The 15,822-nt window shown below is 69.9% G+C and carries 19 protein-coding genes; 8 read left to right on the top strand and 11 right to left on the bottom strand.

The window, feature by feature from the left end:
• Nucleotides 1-64: 64 nt before the first annotated feature.
• On the top strand, nucleotides 65-409 hold the full coding sequence (locus VNT59_RS14125; protein WP_325499123.1) for a hypothetical protein: 345 nt from the start codon (nucleotides 65-67) through the stop codon (nucleotides 407-409).
• Between the two features lie 39 nt (nucleotides 410-448).
• Here the strand turns inward: VNT59_RS14125 and VNT59_RS14130 are convergent, their stop codons facing one another.
• From VNT59_RS14130 to VNT59_RS14150, 5 genes are read right to left on the bottom strand one after another with little or no spacing between them, the layout of a single operon-like run.
• Nucleotides 449-1,363 (bottom strand): LD-carboxypeptidase, encoded by a 915-nt coding sequence (locus VNT59_RS14130; RefSeq protein WP_325499125.1) that lies wholly within the window; start codon nucleotides 1,361-1,363, stop codon nucleotides 449-451.
• Nucleotides 1,360-2,733, bottom strand: a complete 1,374-nt coding sequence (gene tadA / locus VNT59_RS14135) for a tRNA adenosine(34) deaminase TadA (protein WP_325499127.1) — start codon at nucleotides 2,731-2,733, stop codon at nucleotides 1,360-1,362. The genes VNT59_RS14130 and tadA overlap by 4 nt, the downstream gene beginning before the upstream one ends.
• The gene (locus VNT59_RS14140; RefSeq protein ID WP_325499129.1) at nucleotides 2,730-2,948 is read right to left on the bottom strand and encodes a hypothetical protein; all 219 of its coding nucleotides are present in this window, start codon (nucleotides 2,946-2,948) and stop codon (nucleotides 2,730-2,732) included. The genes tadA and VNT59_RS14140 overlap by 4 nt, the downstream gene beginning before the upstream one ends.
• A gap of 4 nt (nucleotides 2,949-2,952) precedes the next feature.
• A complete protein-coding gene (locus tag VNT59_RS14145; RefSeq protein ID WP_325499131.1) occupies nucleotides 2,953-3,570 on the bottom strand; it encodes an FMN-binding negative transcriptional regulator in 618 nt (205 codons plus the stop codon).
• Between the two features lie 12 nt (nucleotides 3,571-3,582).
• Nucleotides 3,583-4,509: an adenylate/guanylate cyclase domain-containing protein gene (locus VNT59_RS14150; protein ID WP_325499133.1), complete on the bottom strand. Its 927-nt coding sequence runs from the start codon at nucleotides 4,507-4,509 to the stop codon at nucleotides 3,583-3,585.
• Between the two features lie 364 nt (nucleotides 4,510-4,873).
• Here VNT59_RS14150 and VNT59_RS14155 point away from each other — a divergent pair, with 364 nt between their 5' ends.
• Nucleotides 4,874-6,370, top strand: coding sequence for an adenylate/guanylate cyclase domain-containing protein (locus VNT59_RS14155; protein WP_325499136.1), 1,497 nt, complete (start codon nucleotides 4,874-4,876; stop codon nucleotides 6,368-6,370).
• Nucleotides 6,371-6,389: 19 nt separating this feature from the next.
• Entirely contained in the window at nucleotides 6,390-6,746 is a 357-nt protein-coding gene (locus VNT59_RS14160; protein WP_325499138.1) for a hypothetical protein, read from the top strand.
• A 12-nt stretch (nucleotides 6,747-6,758) separates the two neighbouring features.
• Here VNT59_RS14160 and guaA read toward each other — a convergent pair whose 3' ends face one another.
• Entirely contained in the window at nucleotides 6,759-8,381 is a 1,623-nt protein-coding gene (gene guaA, locus VNT59_RS14165) for a glutamine-hydrolyzing GMP synthase (RefSeq protein WP_325499140.1), read from the bottom strand.
• Nucleotides 8,382-8,388: 7 nt separating this feature from the next.
• On the bottom strand, nucleotides 8,389-9,858 hold the full coding sequence (guaB, locus tag VNT59_RS14170) for an IMP dehydrogenase (protein WP_325499142.1): 1,470 nt from the start codon (nucleotides 9,856-9,858) through the stop codon (nucleotides 8,389-8,391).
• Between the two features lie 239 nt (nucleotides 9,859-10,097).
• Between guaB and VNT59_RS14175 the strand changes: the two genes are divergently transcribed.
• Nucleotides 10,098-10,628 (top strand): DUF4124 domain-containing protein, encoded by a 531-nt coding sequence (locus VNT59_RS14175; RefSeq protein WP_325499144.1) that lies wholly within the window; start codon nucleotides 10,098-10,100, stop codon nucleotides 10,626-10,628.
• A 12-nt stretch (nucleotides 10,629-10,640) separates the two neighbouring features.
• Here VNT59_RS14175 and VNT59_RS14180 read toward each other — a convergent pair whose 3' ends face one another.
• Both VNT59_RS14180 and VNT59_RS14185 read right to left on the bottom strand, forming a co-directional pair.
• Complete coding sequence (locus VNT59_RS14180) at nucleotides 10,641-10,967, bottom strand: RnfH family protein (RefSeq protein ID WP_325499146.1); 327 nt, start codon at nucleotides 10,965-10,967, stop codon at nucleotides 10,641-10,643.
• Between the two features lie 9 nt (nucleotides 10,968-10,976).
• Nucleotides 10,977-11,417 (bottom strand): type II toxin-antitoxin system RatA family toxin, encoded by a 441-nt coding sequence (locus VNT59_RS14185; protein ID WP_325499148.1) that lies wholly within the window; start codon nucleotides 11,415-11,417, stop codon nucleotides 10,977-10,979.
• Nucleotides 11,418-11,476: 59 nt separating this feature from the next.
• Here VNT59_RS14185 and smpB point away from each other — a divergent pair, with 59 nt between their 5' ends.
• The 4 genes from smpB (at nucleotide 11,477) to VNT59_RS14205 (ending at nucleotide 13,806) form a co-directional block, all read left to right on the top strand.
• On the top strand, nucleotides 11,477-11,950 hold the full coding sequence (gene smpB, locus VNT59_RS14190; RefSeq protein ID WP_325499149.1) for an SsrA-binding protein SmpB: 474 nt from the start codon (nucleotides 11,477-11,479) through the stop codon (nucleotides 11,948-11,950).
• Between the two features lie 84 nt (nucleotides 11,951-12,034).
• Nucleotides 12,035-12,415 (top strand): hypothetical protein, encoded by a 381-nt coding sequence (locus VNT59_RS14195; protein ID WP_325499151.1) that lies wholly within the window; start codon nucleotides 12,035-12,037, stop codon nucleotides 12,413-12,415.
• 30 nt (nucleotides 12,416-12,445) lie between these two features.
• Nucleotides 12,446-12,976, top strand: a complete 531-nt coding sequence (locus tag VNT59_RS14200; RefSeq protein WP_325499153.1) for a sigma-70 family RNA polymerase sigma factor — start codon at nucleotides 12,446-12,448, stop codon at nucleotides 12,974-12,976.
• 11 nt (nucleotides 12,977-12,987) lie between these two features.
• Nucleotides 12,988-13,806: an anti-sigma factor gene (locus VNT59_RS14205; protein ID WP_325499155.1), complete on the top strand. Its 819-nt coding sequence runs from the start codon at nucleotides 12,988-12,990 to the stop codon at nucleotides 13,804-13,806.
• Between the two features lie 8 nt (nucleotides 13,807-13,814).
• On the opposite strand, the gene VNT59_RS14210 is transcribed toward VNT59_RS14205, so the two are convergent.
• Together VNT59_RS14210 and VNT59_RS14215 are read right to left on the bottom strand one after the other, a co-directional pair.
• Nucleotides 13,815-14,909: an enoyl-CoA hydratase/isomerase family protein gene (locus tag VNT59_RS14210; RefSeq protein WP_325499157.1), complete on the bottom strand. Its 1,095-nt coding sequence runs from the start codon at nucleotides 14,907-14,909 to the stop codon at nucleotides 13,815-13,817.
• Nucleotides 14,906-15,778, bottom strand: coding sequence for a DMT family transporter (locus VNT59_RS14215; protein ID WP_325499159.1), 873 nt, complete (start codon nucleotides 15,776-15,778; stop codon nucleotides 14,906-14,908). The genes VNT59_RS14210 and VNT59_RS14215 overlap by 4 nt, the downstream gene beginning before the upstream one ends.
• Nucleotides 15,779-15,822 lie beyond the last annotated feature (44 nt).

Consider the following 15,822-nt stretch of genomic DNA (forward strand, 5'->3'; position numbering starts at 1 on the left):
GTGAAACCGCTGCCCGGGCCGCTACCGTTCCCAAGACCTCCTTCCGGATCCCTTTTTTTCGATCATGCGTTGGCGCAAACCGAACCTGAGAAGCAGCATCTACGGACTGCTGGGCAATCCGATGCCCCCCTCGGATTCGGCGCTGGAAAGCGGGACGGAAGACGTGCGTGAAGCGATGCTGGGGCTGCTCGGCGAGACCGGCCCGAAGCACCACCCGGCGCTGGTGCGGCGCGTGCGCTACGCGACCGACATCCAGGCGCTGTGGTACCTGCGCGGCGACCTGATGGCGGCGCTGGCCAGCATGCACGGCGAAAAACTGGCCCGCGAGCAGCTGGCCTCGATCACCCGGATGTTCAAGGGACTGCTGCCCGGCGCCCTGAACTCGCGTCCCAGCCCCCTCGTCGACTGAGCGCCGCACGGGCGCAGCCCCGAGGGCGCCCGTCCGCGCTCAGTGGCGGTGTCCCCAGAGCAAAAAGGCGTCGCGGCCTTCCACCGCGAGGTGCACCTTCGCGCCCACCGGCAGCGACACCTTGGTCGGCACGTGGCCGAACGGGAGGTTGGTCAGCACCGGCGCCTTGATCTGGCTGCGCAGCCGGTCGACCACCGTCTGCAGGCGGAATCCGCGGTCGTGCGGCACCGGCTTGTAATTGGTGAAGTGGCCCAGGATCACCGCTTTCTGCTTGGCCAGCACTCCCGCGTACAGCAGCTGCGTCAGCATCCGCTCCACCCGGTACGGATGTTCGTGCACGTCCTCCAGGAACAGGATGCCGCCGTTCACCTTGGGCAGCCACGGCGTGCCGACCATGCTGGCGAGCACCGACAGATTGCCGCCCCACAGCGTTCCCTTGACCTCGAATGCCGTCGCCGGCGCCTGCGCCTTCGGCAGCTGCCAGCCCGCGCCTTCGCCCTGCCCGCTCACCAGGTCCTCGAAACAGGCCTGCATGATCTCGTCCGGCTCGCCTTCGACGCCGAAGTCCTCGCCCAGGGCCGGCCCCGCCCAGGTGACCGCACCGGTCTCGGCCAGCACGGCCGTCTGGAACGCCGTGAAATCGCTCAGGCCGACGAAGTGCGTGCCCCGCTCGACGGCCTTCGCCACCGCCTGGTAGCGGATCGCCGGCAACAGGCGCGTGAGGCCGTAACCGCCGCGGGTGATCAGTGCCACGTCGGCGCCGCTCGCGGCCGCACGATGGACCGCGGCGAGCCGGGTCTCGTCGTCGCCCGCGAACCGCATGTGCGAAGCCAACGCCGCCTCATCGAGCTCCACCTCATGACCGAGGGCTTTGAGCCGCGCGACGCCGCGCCGCACCACGGCCTTGTCGCGAATGGCGCTGGACGGCGAATAGATATAGATGTGTTTCTTCACCGGCGGAAGTATCCCACTGCCGTGCTGGCGATGTCCCGACCCTGCTCGGGAACGAAGTGCCCGGCGCGCTCGACGACCATCGGCTCGGGGCAGTCGCGGATCCCAGCGGCCAGGGCGCGCATCACGGGCGGCCCGAGCACCGGGTCGCGGGCGCCGATCGCCATCAGCGTCTGGCCGCTCCAGCGGCGGGCCCAGAACTCGCGCGCTTCGCGCGACACCGCCGCGCCGTCCGCATCCGGATGGTCCGGCACCAGGGCCGGGAAGGCGCGCAGCGCGGCGCGGTGGCCGCGGTCGGGGAACGGCGCGCCGTAGGCGGCGCATTCATCGGCGCTGAGGTCCGGGTTGCCGCGGGCGAGCAGGCGCGCCACGTCGAATTCGGGATTCTTGGCGCACATCTCGCGCCACGCCAGGAAGCCGGGGCTCAGTGGCTGGTCGCCGGTGCCCAGCACCGTGTTCATCACCAGCAGTCCCCTGTAGCGGTGCGGCGCCGCCATCGGCAGGGTGAGCCCGAGCAGCCCGCCCCAGTCCTGCACCACCGGCACCACCTGCCGCAGGTCGAGCCGTTCGACGAACTCCAGCAGCACCTCGCGATGCCAGCTGAATCGGTGGGCGGCCTCCTTCTTGGGCTTGTCGCTCTTGCCGAAGCCGATGAGGTCGGGCGCCACCACCCGGTCCCCCGCGCCCAGGAACACCGGGATCATCTTGCGATAGAGGTAGCTCCAGCCGGGATTGCCGTGCAGGCACAGCCAGGTGCGCGGCGCCTCGGCCGGTCCTTCGTCGAGGTAGTGCAGGCGCAGGCCGCCGAGCGACGGCAGGTCGCTCATGTAGTGCGGTTGCCAGGGATAGTCCGGCACGCCGGCGAAACGCTCGTCCGGCGTGCGCAGCGCGTCGTCGCGCAGTGGTTCGGTGGCCGCCCGGGCCTCCAGCCGGCGGCTGCGGAAGAAGTCCGACAGCAACCGGCCGCACTCGTCGGCCAGCACGCCGGCCTGCACCTGCGTCTGATGGTTCAACTGGCGCTCGCCGAAGAGATCGACCACGGAGCCGGCGGCCCCCGTCTTGGGATCGGACGCGCCGAACACCACCCGGCTCAGGCGCGAGTGCAGAATCGCGCCGCTGCACATGGCGCACGGCTCCAGCGTGACGTACAGCTCGCACCCTTCCAGCCGGTAGTTGCCGATCGTCTGCGCCGCAGCGCGCAGCGCGACGATTTCGGCATGGGCGGTCGGATCGGCGCTGCCGACGGGCGCGTTGCGGCCGACGCCCACCACCTCGCCGTCGCGCACGACCACGGCACCGACCGGCACTTCGCCGGCAGCGCCAGCCAGGCGGGCCTGCTCCAGCGCCAGGCCCATGAAGCGCTCGTCGCTCACTTCGCGTCGGGTTCGGGGCGCGGCGCCTGCATGCTCTGCTGCACGGCCTGCTGGAACTGCTGGACCTGTTGCCGTGGCGTGCCGGCTGGGACCGCCGCCGCGCCCGGGGCGGCGGCGGTCGCTGGCGCGGGACCGCCGGTCAGCTGCTTTCGGGCGAGCGAGCCGACGATCAGCACCACCAGCAGCAGGCCGACCACACCGAAGATTGCGCGCATTGGTTCAGCCTCCCAGTCCCAGTTTTTCCATCCAGCGGCCCAGGTCGCGCTCGCGCTCGTTGCCGGCCGCGTACGCGGCGCGCAAGGCTGCATGCGACTCCGGACGGTGCTGGTTCACTTTCAGCTTGCACTCGAGCTTGAGCACCTCCAGCTCGAAGCCGACGATGCCCGCCAGCATCTTCTGCGCGAACGCCTCGCCCAGGCTGCGCCACTGCGCGGCGTAGGCCGGTTCATGGTCGCCGATCAGCTTTTTCAGCAGGGCGTCCTTGGCGCCCTGCTCCTCCACCAGCGTCGCGCGGACGGTGCAATGGACGGCCAGGTAGTTCCAGCTCGGCACGCGAGGCCGGTCCGGATACACCGCGGGCGACAGGTAGGCGTGCGGCCCGAGGAACGTGACCAGCGCCTGCGGGCGCTCCTGCAGGTAGCGCCAATGCGGATTCGCTCGGGCGCAGTGGCCCAGGAGCCAGAAGGTCCCGGCGCGCTCTTCCAGGTGCAGCGGCAGGTGCGACACGAACGGCAAGCCGTCGGAGTCGGTGGAGATCAGGCTCGCCAGCGGGTGGCCGCGCATCAACTCCGCGGCCAGTTGCCTGTCGGCGGACTGGAACTGGGGTGGCAGGTACATGCGCGAATTGTGCTACTGCCCGGTTGACAGCACTTCGAACTGCACCGTCGGCACGGTGAAATCCTCGAACGAGGCGCCCAGCGCCAACTCGCCGGACCCGACCAGGATGCATTCTTCGCGCCGCAGGACCAGTTCGGCCGCGCCGCCGGCGAAGCGCACCCAGGTGCCGTAGCTGCTGACGTCGGTGAGGACCATGCTTCCGTTGCGCCACTCGATGCGCGCGTGCAGCCGCGAAACGCGCGGGTCCTGCACCGCGAACTCCGTCTCGTCGGAGCGCCCCAAGTGGACCGGCAGGTCGGCGACGCGAAAGCGCGTCTGCTTGTCCAGCCATGCCAGGCGGATGCCGCCGCCCGCAGGCTGCCGGCGCCGCGCCAGATCCTGCGACAGCAGCGCCGGGCGGGTGAGATGGCGGCTCTGCGCGTCCGCGTCCCAGTCGATCTGGAAGATTTCCGAGGGTTGCGAGCGCCCGCGCAGCGGAATCTGGCCGAGGCTGCGGATCTGGAGCTCGCCGCCCGCGCCGCCCAGCTGAGCCACCACCGTGCGCGTGGCCCAGATCTCCTCGGGCCCGGACAGGTCGGACAGGCGGGAGGCGACGTTCACCGCATCCCCGAAGCAGTCCCCGCCGACTTCGATCACCTCGCCCGCGGCGATGCCGATCCGCAGCCGCAGGCGCGCCTGGTCCGGCCACTCCGCCAGCCGCTGCGTGTGGGACCGCTGCAATTCGACGACGGCCGTCACGGCGGGCGGGCTGTCCGGAAAGACAGCCAGCACGCCGTCGCCGAGGGTCTTCACGACCCGGCCGCCGTGCGCCTCGCAGACCCGCCCGATCCAGTGCGTCAGGCCGGTGATGGTTTCGGCGGCGCGCGCATTGCCGAGCGTCTCGTACACCGCCGTGCTGCCGGAGAGGTCGGCAAAAACGACCGTCGTGCTCGAATCCATTGAAACGATTATGTGCGCAGCGCTCGAACTGGCGGCGGCGCCTCTCGCACCGTTGCGCCCGATCAAGTGCCCCGCCGGAGTCCGCGCCCAAAGGCGTGGCGGCCGTGACGGTGGTGCGAACCGCCAGGCTTTCGCACTGTCCAACCCCACGATCCATTGACTGTCCAACTACCGTCTATCTGTCCAATTTCAATTTAGACAGATATTCCCGGGCAGCCCCGCCATACGAACCCGGTTTCTCCCCGGTTGCCACGGTGCGCCTGTGGCTTTTCCGCCAAATCCATCACGCTTTGTCCAAATCATCTGGACAAATGCAGACTGTCTATTTACAGTGTCCAGACATATTGGACAGACCGAGGTTCACTTGCTGACCAGCAAAGAGCTCCTGGAACAGACCGGCATCTCGCGCGCGACGTTGAACAACTACATCGCGCTCGGCATCGTGCCGAAGCCGGACGTGCTGCCACCCCAGCCCGACGATGGCGCGGCGCCCCGCATCGGCTATTTCCCGGCCGACACGGCGCAGCGGATCGCCGACATCCAGCGCCTGAAGAACCAAGGCTGGACCATGAGCCGGATCGCCGCGCATTTCGGCGGCCGCGCATCGGCCGAGGCGCCGCAGGAGCCCATGCCGCCACCCCGCGTGGCCGTGGCCTCCCCCCCTCCCGCCGCCCGCCCCCAACCACCGGCGCCGCCCCGGCTGTCGATCGAGGAGATCGCCCACCCTGCCTGCCTGGTCGACCGCAACTTCGACATCGTCTGGTTCAACGCCGCCAGCGCGCCCTTGCTCGGCGCCGCCGCCGGCCAGAACCTGTTCCGGTATCTGCTGCAGGCACGCGACCCACGAGACGAAGCGCTCCTGCGCTTTCACGTCAGGCTGGCCAGGCAGTTGGGCGCCAGCGTCGAGACCATTTGCCGCGACGCCGAGGCGCCCGACCGGGCCCTGCTGGAGCGCCTGTACCACGAGACCGGCGAGGCCGCACCGCTCGCCCCGGTTTCGCACGCCTTCGTGCCGGCCGCCACGGGCGGCGCCTCGCAGCTGTGCCTGTACGCCGTGCGGTTCCGCGAGGGCCTGCTGCTGGTGCAGGTGCCCCGCAGCCGGGCCGGCGAGGAGCTGGCGTCGCAGCTCGAAGCGCACGAAGTCACCCTGGGCGGGCTCGGACGCAAGCGCCTGCCGGTGCTGAGCGACGTCGCCGCGGTGGTGATGGACCTGCAGCACGCCGGCCGGATCTGGTCGGCGCTCCCGGCCGAAGAGTATTTCGAGCTGATCAACCAGATCTGGGTCACCGCGGAGCCCATCTTCCGCCGCCACCAGGGCACCCAGGGCAAGCACCCGCGCGACGGCATTGCCTGCTATTTCCTGCCCCAGCGCGATGGCAGCCACGTCTGGAATGCGGTGCAGGCGGCCCACGACATGCGCGAGGCCATGCGCGGCGTGAGCCAGCAATGGCAGCTGCGCAAGGGCTGGGGCACCGAGCTCTACATGAATACCGGCATCGACGAGGGCCAGCAGTGGCTCGGAACGCTCAGGTCGGCGGGGCAGGTGGAATTCACGATGTTCGGCGACATCCTGAACCGCGCCGCGCGCCTCTCGGACTTCGCGCGCGGCGGGGCCGTGTGGGCCACCAAGAACCTGATCGTGAAGCTCGAGCCGCAGGACAGGCAGCGCCTGCGGTGGGGCGTGCACCGCCGCGACCAGGAAGGCCGCGAGCTGTTCGTGCCCTGCGTCTTCGCCACGGTGGAACAGCTCGCCGAGGGGCCGCTCGGCGAGAAGTTGCACGACATCGCCCGCCTCCCCGTCACCGAAATCGCCGACATCGCCGTCGCCGGCCGTCGCGCCGGCGATCAGCACCCGCACTGACCCAGGAGTGAGACGAAGCATGCGCTGGTTCAAACCCAACCTCAAGAGCATCCACGCCCTGTTCAGCGGGCACCCGCCGTCCTCGGAGGCCGAGACCGTGCTCGAACTCGGCATCGAAGACATCCGCGACGCCATGCTCGCCCTGCTGGAAGACCTGGACCAGCATGAAACGGCGCATCTGCAGCGCCGCATCCGCTATGCGCTCGACGTGCTGGGGCTGTGGTATCTGCGAGGGGATCTGATGGCGCTGCTGGCCGGCCGTTATGGCGAGACCGGCGCCCGCGACCGGATCGACCCGGTGAGCGACATGTTCCGCGCAATGCTGCCGCAGGGGCTGCGCTCGCGGCCCAGTCCCCTCAGCTGCGCAAGGGAGTGAGGCGGCCGCGCCCTACTCCCACTCGATCGTTGCCGGCGGCTTGCTGCTGACGTCGTAGGTGACGCGGTTGATGCCGCGCACTTCGTTGATGATCCGGCTCGAGACCTTCTTCAGCAGGGCGTACGGCAGTTCGGCCCAGTCGGCCGTCATGAAGTCGCTGGTCTGCACCGCCCGCAGCGCCACCACGTAGTCGTACGTGCGGCCGTCCCCCATCACCCCGACGCTCTTGACCGGCAGGAACACCGCGAACGCCTGGCTCGTCAGGTCGTACCAGCTCTTGCCGGAGGCCTCGTCCTTGAAGTTGCGCAGTTCCTCGATGAAGATGGCATCGGCGCGGCGCAGCAGGTCGGCGTACTCCTGCTTGACCTCGCCCAGGATCCGCACGCCCAGGCCGGGACCGGGGAACGGATGGCGGTACACCATCTCCGGCGGCAGGCCCAGGGCCACGCCCAGCTCGCGCACTTCGTCCTTGAACAGGTCGCGCAAGGGCTCCAGCAGCTTCAGCCCCAGCTGTTCCGGCAGGCCGCCGACGTTGTGGTGACTCTTGATGGAAACCGCCTTCTTGCTCTTGCCGCCGCCCGATTCGATCACGTCGGGATAGATCGTGCCCTGGGCCAGCCACTTGGCGCCCCGGTGGGCGCCGTCGCCGCCCGCCTTCAGCCGCGCGGCCTCGGCCTTGAACACTTCGACGAACTCGCGGCCGATGATCTTGCGCTTGGCTTCGGGCTCGCTCACGCCGGCCAGCTGGCCGAGAAAGGCCGCACTGGCGTCGACGCGGACGACCCTGGCGTGCAGCTTGCCGGCGAACATGTCCATCACCATGTCGCCTTCGTTGAGCCGCAGCAGGCCGTGGTCCACGAAGACGCAGGTCAGCTGGTCGCCGATCGCCCGGTGGATCAGCGCGGCGGCGACCGACGAATCGACGCCCCCCGACAACCCGAGGATCACTTCCTCGTCGCCGACCTGGCTGCGGATGGCCGCGACCGCCTCCGCGATGTGGTCGCGCATGACCCAGTCGGGGCGCGCGCCGCAGATGTCCAGCACGAAGCGCTCGAGGATCGCCCGCCCCTGCTGGGTGTGCGTCACTTCCGGGTGGAACTGCACGGCGTAGAAGCCGCGTTCGTCGTCGGCCATCCCGGCGATCGGGCAGCTCTCGGTGGAGGCCATCAACTTGAAGCCGGGCGGCAGCTCGGTGACCTTGTCGCCGTGGCTCATCCAGACGTTGAGCATGCCGTGCCCCTCGTCGGTGGTGAAGTCGGCGATGTTCTCCAGCAGGCGCGTATGGCCGCGCGCGCGCACGCTGGCGAAGCCGAATTCCCGCAGGTGGCCGCCCTCCACCTTTCCGCCCAGCTGGTGCGCCATGGTCTGCATGCCGTAGCAGATGCCCAGGACCGGGACGCCCAGCTCGAACACCGCCTGCGGCGCCTTGTCGGTGGTCTCCTCGTAGACGCTGGCATGGCTGCCGGAGAGGATGACGCCCTTCAGGTTGCCGTCGGCAGCGTACTGGCGCACCCACTCGTCGCTGACATCGCACGGGTGGACTTCGGAAAACACATGTGCTTCACGCACGCGGCGCGCGATCAGCTGGGTGACCTGCGAGCCGAAATCGAGGATGAGGATCTTCTGGTGGGCCAAGCTGGCATCACTCCGTGCGGTAATTCGGTGCTTCCTTGGTGATCTGCACGTCATGGACGTGGCTCTCGCGCATGCCGGCGGCCGTGATCTGGACGAACTCGGCCCGCGCGTGCATCTCCTCGATGGTCGCGCAGCCGCAGTAGCCCATGCTGGCGCGCACGCCGCCGCCCATCTGGAAGACGATGGAGACCATCGAGCCCTTGTACGGCACGCGCCCTTCGATGCCTTCGGGCACCAGCTTGTCGGCGTTGGGGTTGCCGGTGGTCGCTTCCTGGAAGTAGCGGTCGGCGCTGCCCTGCTGCATGGCCCCGATCGAGCCCATGCCGCGGTAGCTCTTGTAGCTGCGGCCCTGGTACAGGACGATTTCGCCCGGCGCCTCCTCGGTGCCGGCGAACATGCTGCCCATCATCACGGTGCTCGCGCCGGCGGCCAGCGCCTTGGCGATGTCGCCCGAGTAGCGCACGCCGCCGTCGGCGATCAGCGGCACGCCGCTGCCGCGCAGCGCGGTGGCGACGTTGTCGATGGCGGTGATCTGCGGCACGCCGACCCCGGCGACGATCCGGGTGGTGCAGATGGAGCCGGGACCGATGCCGACCTTGACCGCATCGGCGCCGGCCTCGGCCAGCGCCAGCGCGGCGGCGCCGGTGGCGATGTTGCCGCCGATGACGTCGACCTGGGGATAGTTCTGCTTGACCCAGCGGACGCGGTCGATCACGCCCTTGCTGTGGCCGTGCGCGGTGTCGACCACCAGCGCGTCCACGCCCGCCTTCACCAGGGCGTCCACGCGTTCCTCGGTGCCCTCGCCCACGCCCACGGCCGCGCCCACGCGCAGGCGGCCGGACGGGTCGCGTGCGGCGTTCGGGAAGCTGGTCTGCTTGGTGATGTCCTTGACGGTGATCAGCCCCTTGAGCTCGAAGGCGTCGTTGATCACCAGCAGCCGCTCGAGCTTGTACTTGTTGAGCAGTGCCTTGGCCTCGGCGGGACTGGTGCCCTCGCGCACGGTGATGAGCTTGTCGCGCGGCGTCATGATCTGGCTCACCGGCACGTCGTAGCGCGTCTCGAAGCGCAGGTCGCGGCCGGTGACGATGCCCACCACCTTGCCGCCGTCGAGCACCGGAAAACCCGAGATGCCCAGCTGCTCCTGCATGTCCATCACCTGGCGCACGGTGTGGCCCGGCGTGATGATCACCGGGTCGCGCAGCACGCCCGATTCGTAGCGCTTCACGCGCGCCACCTCGGCCGCCTGCTGCTTGGGCGTGAGGTTCTTGTGGACGATGCCCATCCCGCCTTCCTGCGCGATCGCGATCGCCAGCCTGGCCTCGGTCACCGTGTCCATGGCCGCGGAGACCAGGGGCAGGTTGAGGCTGATGTTGCGGGACAGTTTCGTCGCCAGTGACGTGTCCTTGGGCAGCACCTGCGAGAACGCCGGCACCAGCAACACATCGTCGAACGTGAGCGCTTTTCCAAGAAGTCGCATGTCAGTCTCCCTGGAAGAAGGCGGCGGGGAAGGCGGGGGTGCCGAGGCGGGGCAGCGAACGACGCGTGTCAGCGGCGTGGGGGCTCTGCATCTGAAAGCTCCAAAAAAACGATTGTACCCGCCGCCCCTCGGAGGCTTCCGGCGCCGCGGCGATGGCCCTGCCCCAGCGCCGTTGCGAAGCGGCCGCACTCGGCTGGCGCGGATGGCGTCGCCCGCAAAGGCAGAGCTACACTCGGCGCATGAATGCTTCCCGCGTGATCGTGCTCGCCCTCGCCCTCGGCCTGCCGGCGCTGTGCCCGGCGCAATGGCGCTGGATCGACAAGAACGGGCAGGCGGTGTTCAGCGACCAGCCGCCGCCGAACGACGTCCCCGCGGCGAAGATCGTCCGGCAGCCGGGTGCGAAGGGTCGCGCACCCGAGCCGGCGGCGGCGGCTTCGGAACCGGCGGCGCGCCAGGCGCCGCCGCTGCGGGCGGCGGCGAGCGCGGCCAAGGCAGGCGCCAAGGACAAGGAGCTGCAGGACAAGAAGAAGCAGGCCGAGGCCGCCGAGGCCGAAAAGAAGAAGGCCCAGGAGGAGGAAGCGGGACGCATGCGGGCCGACAACTGCGCCCGGGCCAGGCGCTCCAAGGCCACCTTCGACACCGGCGTGCGGGTGGCCCGCCTGAATGACAAGGGCGAACGCGAGTTCATGGACGACGCGCAGCGGGCGGCCGAAACGAAGCGGCTGGAAGGCGTGATCGCCCGCGACTGCAAGCCGGCCGGCAGCGACTGAAGCCGCCGCGCCTCAGCCGCCGGGGCCGCGGCCCTGCCTGCGGGCGAACAACCCGGCCGAACGAGCCCCCTGGCGCCGGAAGCGCTCGCGCCGCGCCACCTTCGGATCCACCGCCAGCGGCCGGTACACCTCCACCCGGTCGCCGTCGCGCAGCCGTTGGTCAGCGTCGGCCCGGCGGCCCCAGATGCCGGCGCCGGCGGCGCCCCAGTCGAAGGCCGGCCGCGCCTGGGCCAGCCCGCTCGCCTCGATCGCCTGGCGCACGGTGGCGCCGGCGGGAAGGTCGAGCGTCCACTCCATCGCCTCGCGCGGCGCCGGCGAATACAGCACCGTCACGCGCATCGCGCCGCCTCAGCCGTAGACATGCTCGGCACGCTTGACGAAGGCGTCGACCATGGTGCTGGCGATCTTGTCGAAGACCGGCCCGACCAGCCGGCTCAAGGTGGCGTTGTCGAAGCCGTAGTGCAGTTCCAGTTCCACCTTGCACGCCCGCTGCTGCCCGCCGCCCAATGGCGAAAAGGTCCACTTGCCCTCGAGCCGGGAGAACGGCCCTTCCACCAGCTTGAGCGACACTTCGCGGCCGGGAACGTGGTGGTTGCGGGTCCGCCAGGTCTGGTGGATCCCCATGAAGGCGATGCCGATCTCGGCCAGCATGCCGGTCTCCGAGCGTTCGACGGCGATGGCCTTGTCGCACCAGGGCAGGAACTCGGGATACCGCTCCACGTCGGTGACCAGATCGAACATTTCCTCGGCGCTGTACCAGATGAGGACGGACTTGTGGACTGTTTTCATAGAGAATGCGGGGCCCGCGGGGCATTGTAGATAGGGCCGCGCACCCCCACGTGTCATTGATGGCCAAGAAACCCGATACCTCCACCCGCATCGCCGACAACAAGAAGGCCGCCTACAACTACGCCTTCGAGGAGAAGTTCGAGGCCGGCATGGTGCTGCAGGGCTGGGAAGTCAAGGCCCTGCGCGAGGGGAAAGTGCAGCTGACCGACGGCTATGTCGTGATCAAGAACGGCGAGCTCTTCGTCATCGGCTGCCAGATCAACCCGCTCAAGACCGCGTCGACCCACGTCAATCCCGACGCCGTTCGCACCAAGAAGCTCCTGATGCACAAGGACGAGATCCGCCGGCTGATCGGGAAAGTCGAGCAGAAGGGCTACACCCTGGTGCCGCTGAACCTGCACTGGAAGGCCGGCAAGGTGAAGTGCGAAATCGCCCTGGCCAAAGGCAAGGGCGAGCACGACAAGCGCGCCACGATCAAGGACCGGGAAGGCAAGCGCGAGGTCGAGCGGGCCATGAAGTCGCGCCACCGCTGAAATTTATTTGGCGCGGCCGGGAATAAACCGCCGGCCGCCGACGTTCATGCAGGCAGGAGTCCTTCCTGCCCCTGGAGACACAGCATGAACCTGCCTATCCGTCCCCGCCTCCTGGCGACGGCCGCCTGCGCGGCCATCCTCGGTGCCTGTGCCTACGCGCAACCGGCGCCGGCCACGGCCGCCGACGGCGTCCTGGTCGGCGCCAACGGCATGACCCTGTACACCTTCGACCGCGACGCCGGCGGCAAGTCGATGTGCAACGGACCCTGCGCCGCCAACTGGCCGCCGCTGCTGGCGCCGGCCGGCGCCAGTGCTGCCGGTGAATGGTCGGTCGTGACCCGCGACGACGGCAGCCGCCAGTGGGCGTACAAGGGCAAGCCGGTGTACTACTGGGCGAAGGACGCCAAGCCGGGCGACCGCACCGGCGACGGCGTCAACAACGTCTGGCACCTGGCCCGCCCCTGAACCAGGCGCGGCGCAGCTAGACTCGCGCGCATGGCCGACGCGCCGCCTGCCACGAGCCTGGTCGGGCACATCCCCGACCTGCGCCGCTATGCGCGGGCGCTCACCGGCGACGGCTGGTCCGCCGACGATCTGGTGCAGGACACCCTGGAACGCGCCTGCGAACGCTGGCAGCTGTGGGCCGCCGGCAGCGACCTGCGGGCCTGGCTGTTCACGCTGATGCACAACCTGTTCATCGACGGCGCGCGCCGCGCCGTGCGCCAGCAGGGCCAGCGGGTTCCGGTCGAGGACGTGGGAGACGAACTGGTCGCGCCGGCGCCCGCTTCCGACCAGTCGCTGGACCTGCAGCGCTGCCTCATGCGGCTGCCCGAAGCGCAGCGCGAGGTGCTGTTGCTGGTGAGCCTGGAAGATCTCGGCTACGAGGAAGTGGCGCGCATCACCGGCGTCCCGGTCGGCACCGTGATGTCCCGGCTGTCGCGGGCCCGCGGCCGGCTGCGCGAGCTGATGGACGGCTCCAGGACCAGGGCCGCGCCGGCGGTGGCGCCGCTGCGGCGGCTCAAGTGAAACACCGAGACATGAAAGACGAACCGACCCTGTTGCACGGCGAAGCGCAGCTGCACGCCTTCGTCGACGGCCGTCTCGACGCCGCGGGGCTGGCCGCGGCGCAGGCGCGCCTCGACGGCGATCCCGAGGCCGCCGCCACGGTGGATGCCTGGCGGGAGCAGCGCGAGGCGCTGCGCGGGCTGCACGCCGAACTGCTGCAGGACCCGGCGCCTGCCGCCCTGCTCGCCGCCGCCCGACAGCTGCATCAGCGCCGCCGCCGGTTCGGGCAATGGCGGCGCTGGGGCGGCATCGCCGCCTCACTGCTGCTGGCGTTCGGGATCGGCTGGGCCGGCCACGGCCAATGGCAGGCCCGGCAGGGGATCGCCGGCTCCGCCATCGCGCGCGCCCGCCTCGTCAATGCCTTCGGGCACGACGCGCTGCTGGCGCATGCCGTCTATTCGCCGGAAGTGCGGCATCCGGTGGAGGTGGAGGCGCAGCAGCAGGAACATCTGGTGCAGTGGCTTTCCAAGCGGCTGAACCGGCCGTTGAAGGTGCCGAACCTGTCCGAACAGGGCTACGAGCTGGTCGGCGGCCGGCTGCTGCCGGGAGACCGGGGCGCGCGGGCCCAGTTCATGTACCAGAATGCCCGCGGCGAACGGGTCACGCTGTATGTCGGCGCGGTCGACGCGCCAGGCGCGCCGCAGTCGACCGAGACCGCCTTCCGGTTCACGAACGAAGGCGAGCTGGCCACCTTCTACTGGGTCGACCAGGGCTTCGGCTACGCGATGGCGGGCAAGCTGCCGCGTGCGCGGCTGCTGCTGGTCTCCGAAGCCGTCTACCGGCAGCTGTAGGCCGGCTGTCAGGCGCCGCTGCCCGGCGCCAGATCGCGCAGCGGGTGGGCATGCGGCGGCCACGGGCTCCTGAAGAACGCGGCCACCTGTTCCGGCGCCACGTCCTCGATCCGCGCCGGGTTCCAGCGCGGCGCATGGTCCTTGTCGACGGCCAGCGCCCGGATGCCCTCCACCGTCTCGCCGGCGGCGCCCGGCCGCCGGTGGAAGCAGTGGCGGACCAGGTCCCGCTCCATGCGCAGGTCGGCCGCCAGATCGAGCTGCCTGGCGCGCCGCAACTGCTCCAGCGTGACGTGCAACATCAGCGGCGAGCGCCGGCGCAAGGTCACCGCCGTCTCGCGCGCCCATTCGGAGGCGTCGGCCTCCAGCGCGTGCACGATGGCGGCGACGCTGTCGAGCCCGAAGAAATGGTCGATCTCGCGCCGGTGCCGCCCGAGCAGTTCGCCGCCACGGGATTGCGCGGACGCTTGCTGCTGCAGCCGCCGCAGGGTGCCTGCCGCATCGGCGGCGAGGCCCGCCCAGCACCCTTCCAGCTCGCGCGACGGCAGCACGAGATCGGCCAGCCCCGCCGCCGCCGCATCCGCGCCGCCGATCACCTGTCCGGTCAACGCCAGGTACTCGCCGACATGGCCGGGACAGCGGCTGAGAAAGAAGCCGCCCCCGACGTCGGGAAAGAGCCCGATGTTGGTTTCCGGCATGGCCATCTTGGTGCGCTCGGTGGCGATGCGCAGGCGGCAGCCTTGCGCCACGCCCATGCCGCCGCCCATCACGACGCCGTCCATGAACGCCACGACCGGCTTGCGGCACGCATGCAGCAGATGGTTGAGGCGGTATTCCTCGGTGAAGAAATCGTCCAGCCGCGGGTCGCCCGCCAGGGCTGCCTGGTGGAAAAAGCGGATGTCGCCGCCGGCGCAGAACGCGCCGAACGGCTCTTCCCGCCCCTGTCCGCGGATCGCGATCACCTGCACCGCCGGCTCGTGCGCCCAGGCATGCAGCACGCGTGTCAGCTCCCGCACCATGTCCAGCGACAGCGCGTTGAGGGCCTTCGGCCGGTTCAGGGTGACCAGGCCGGCCTGGCCATGGACTTCGGAAACGACTTCGATCACGCTCTTTGCCTCCACCCGATCAGCTCGTTCATCACGAGCGCGCTGATCACCAGCGCGCCCCCAGTCAGCACCGAGGTGCGCGGCACCTCGCCCGCACCGAGCCACGCCAGGAGGATGCCGAAGATGACCTCCAGCAGCGCCAGCAGCGAGATCTCGGGCGCCTTCAGCACCCGGGCGCACAGCACGGCCAGCGTGCACGGAATCGCCAGCTGCACCAGGCCCAGCACGGCCAGCAGGCCGATGTCGTGGGCGGAAGCCTCGAAGGGCACGGCCAGCGGCAGCGTCAGCACGCTGGAGATCACCGCCCCGATCAGCACCGCCGGCACCAGATCGACGCCCTGCCCCTGCGCGTGCGCGCGCTGCGTGATCGTCCAGTTGATGCCGCCGGCGACGGGGACGCAGAGCGCGACCAGGGTGCCGGCAAACCGTCCGGCCTCGATCTGGGCGCCGTACATGTGGGCGATGCCCGCGCCGGCCAGGACGATTGCCGCCCAGGTGCGCGCGGGGATGCGGTGGCCGAGCGCCATCCAGGCGATGAGCGCCGTCAGCAAGGGGCCCAGCGCCATGGTCACCAGCGTGTTGGCGACGCTGGTGAGCGTGAGCGCGACCATGAAGGCCGTGAACATCACGCTCCAGCACAGGCCGGACAGCCACAGGGGCCACTGGCCCTGCCTGATCCTGGCGAACACCTCGCGGCCCCGGAACAGCGGCAGCAGGACCAGCAGCGACAGCACGGTGAAGAAGCTGCGCCAGAAGGTCACTTCGAAGCTGCGCGCCTGTTCGAGGTGGCGCGTGACCACCCCGGCGATGGACCACATCATGGTCACGGCGACCATGACGAACACGGCCTTGGTGTGGGTGAGCTTCATTGTTCTTGCCGGACGCCTCACACCCGACACCCGAACGCGGAGGG

It is taken from the genome of Ramlibacter sp., assembly GCF_035554825.1.
Taxonomy (GTDB): domain Bacteria; phylum Pseudomonadota; class Gammaproteobacteria; order Burkholderiales; family Burkholderiaceae_C; genus Ramlibacter.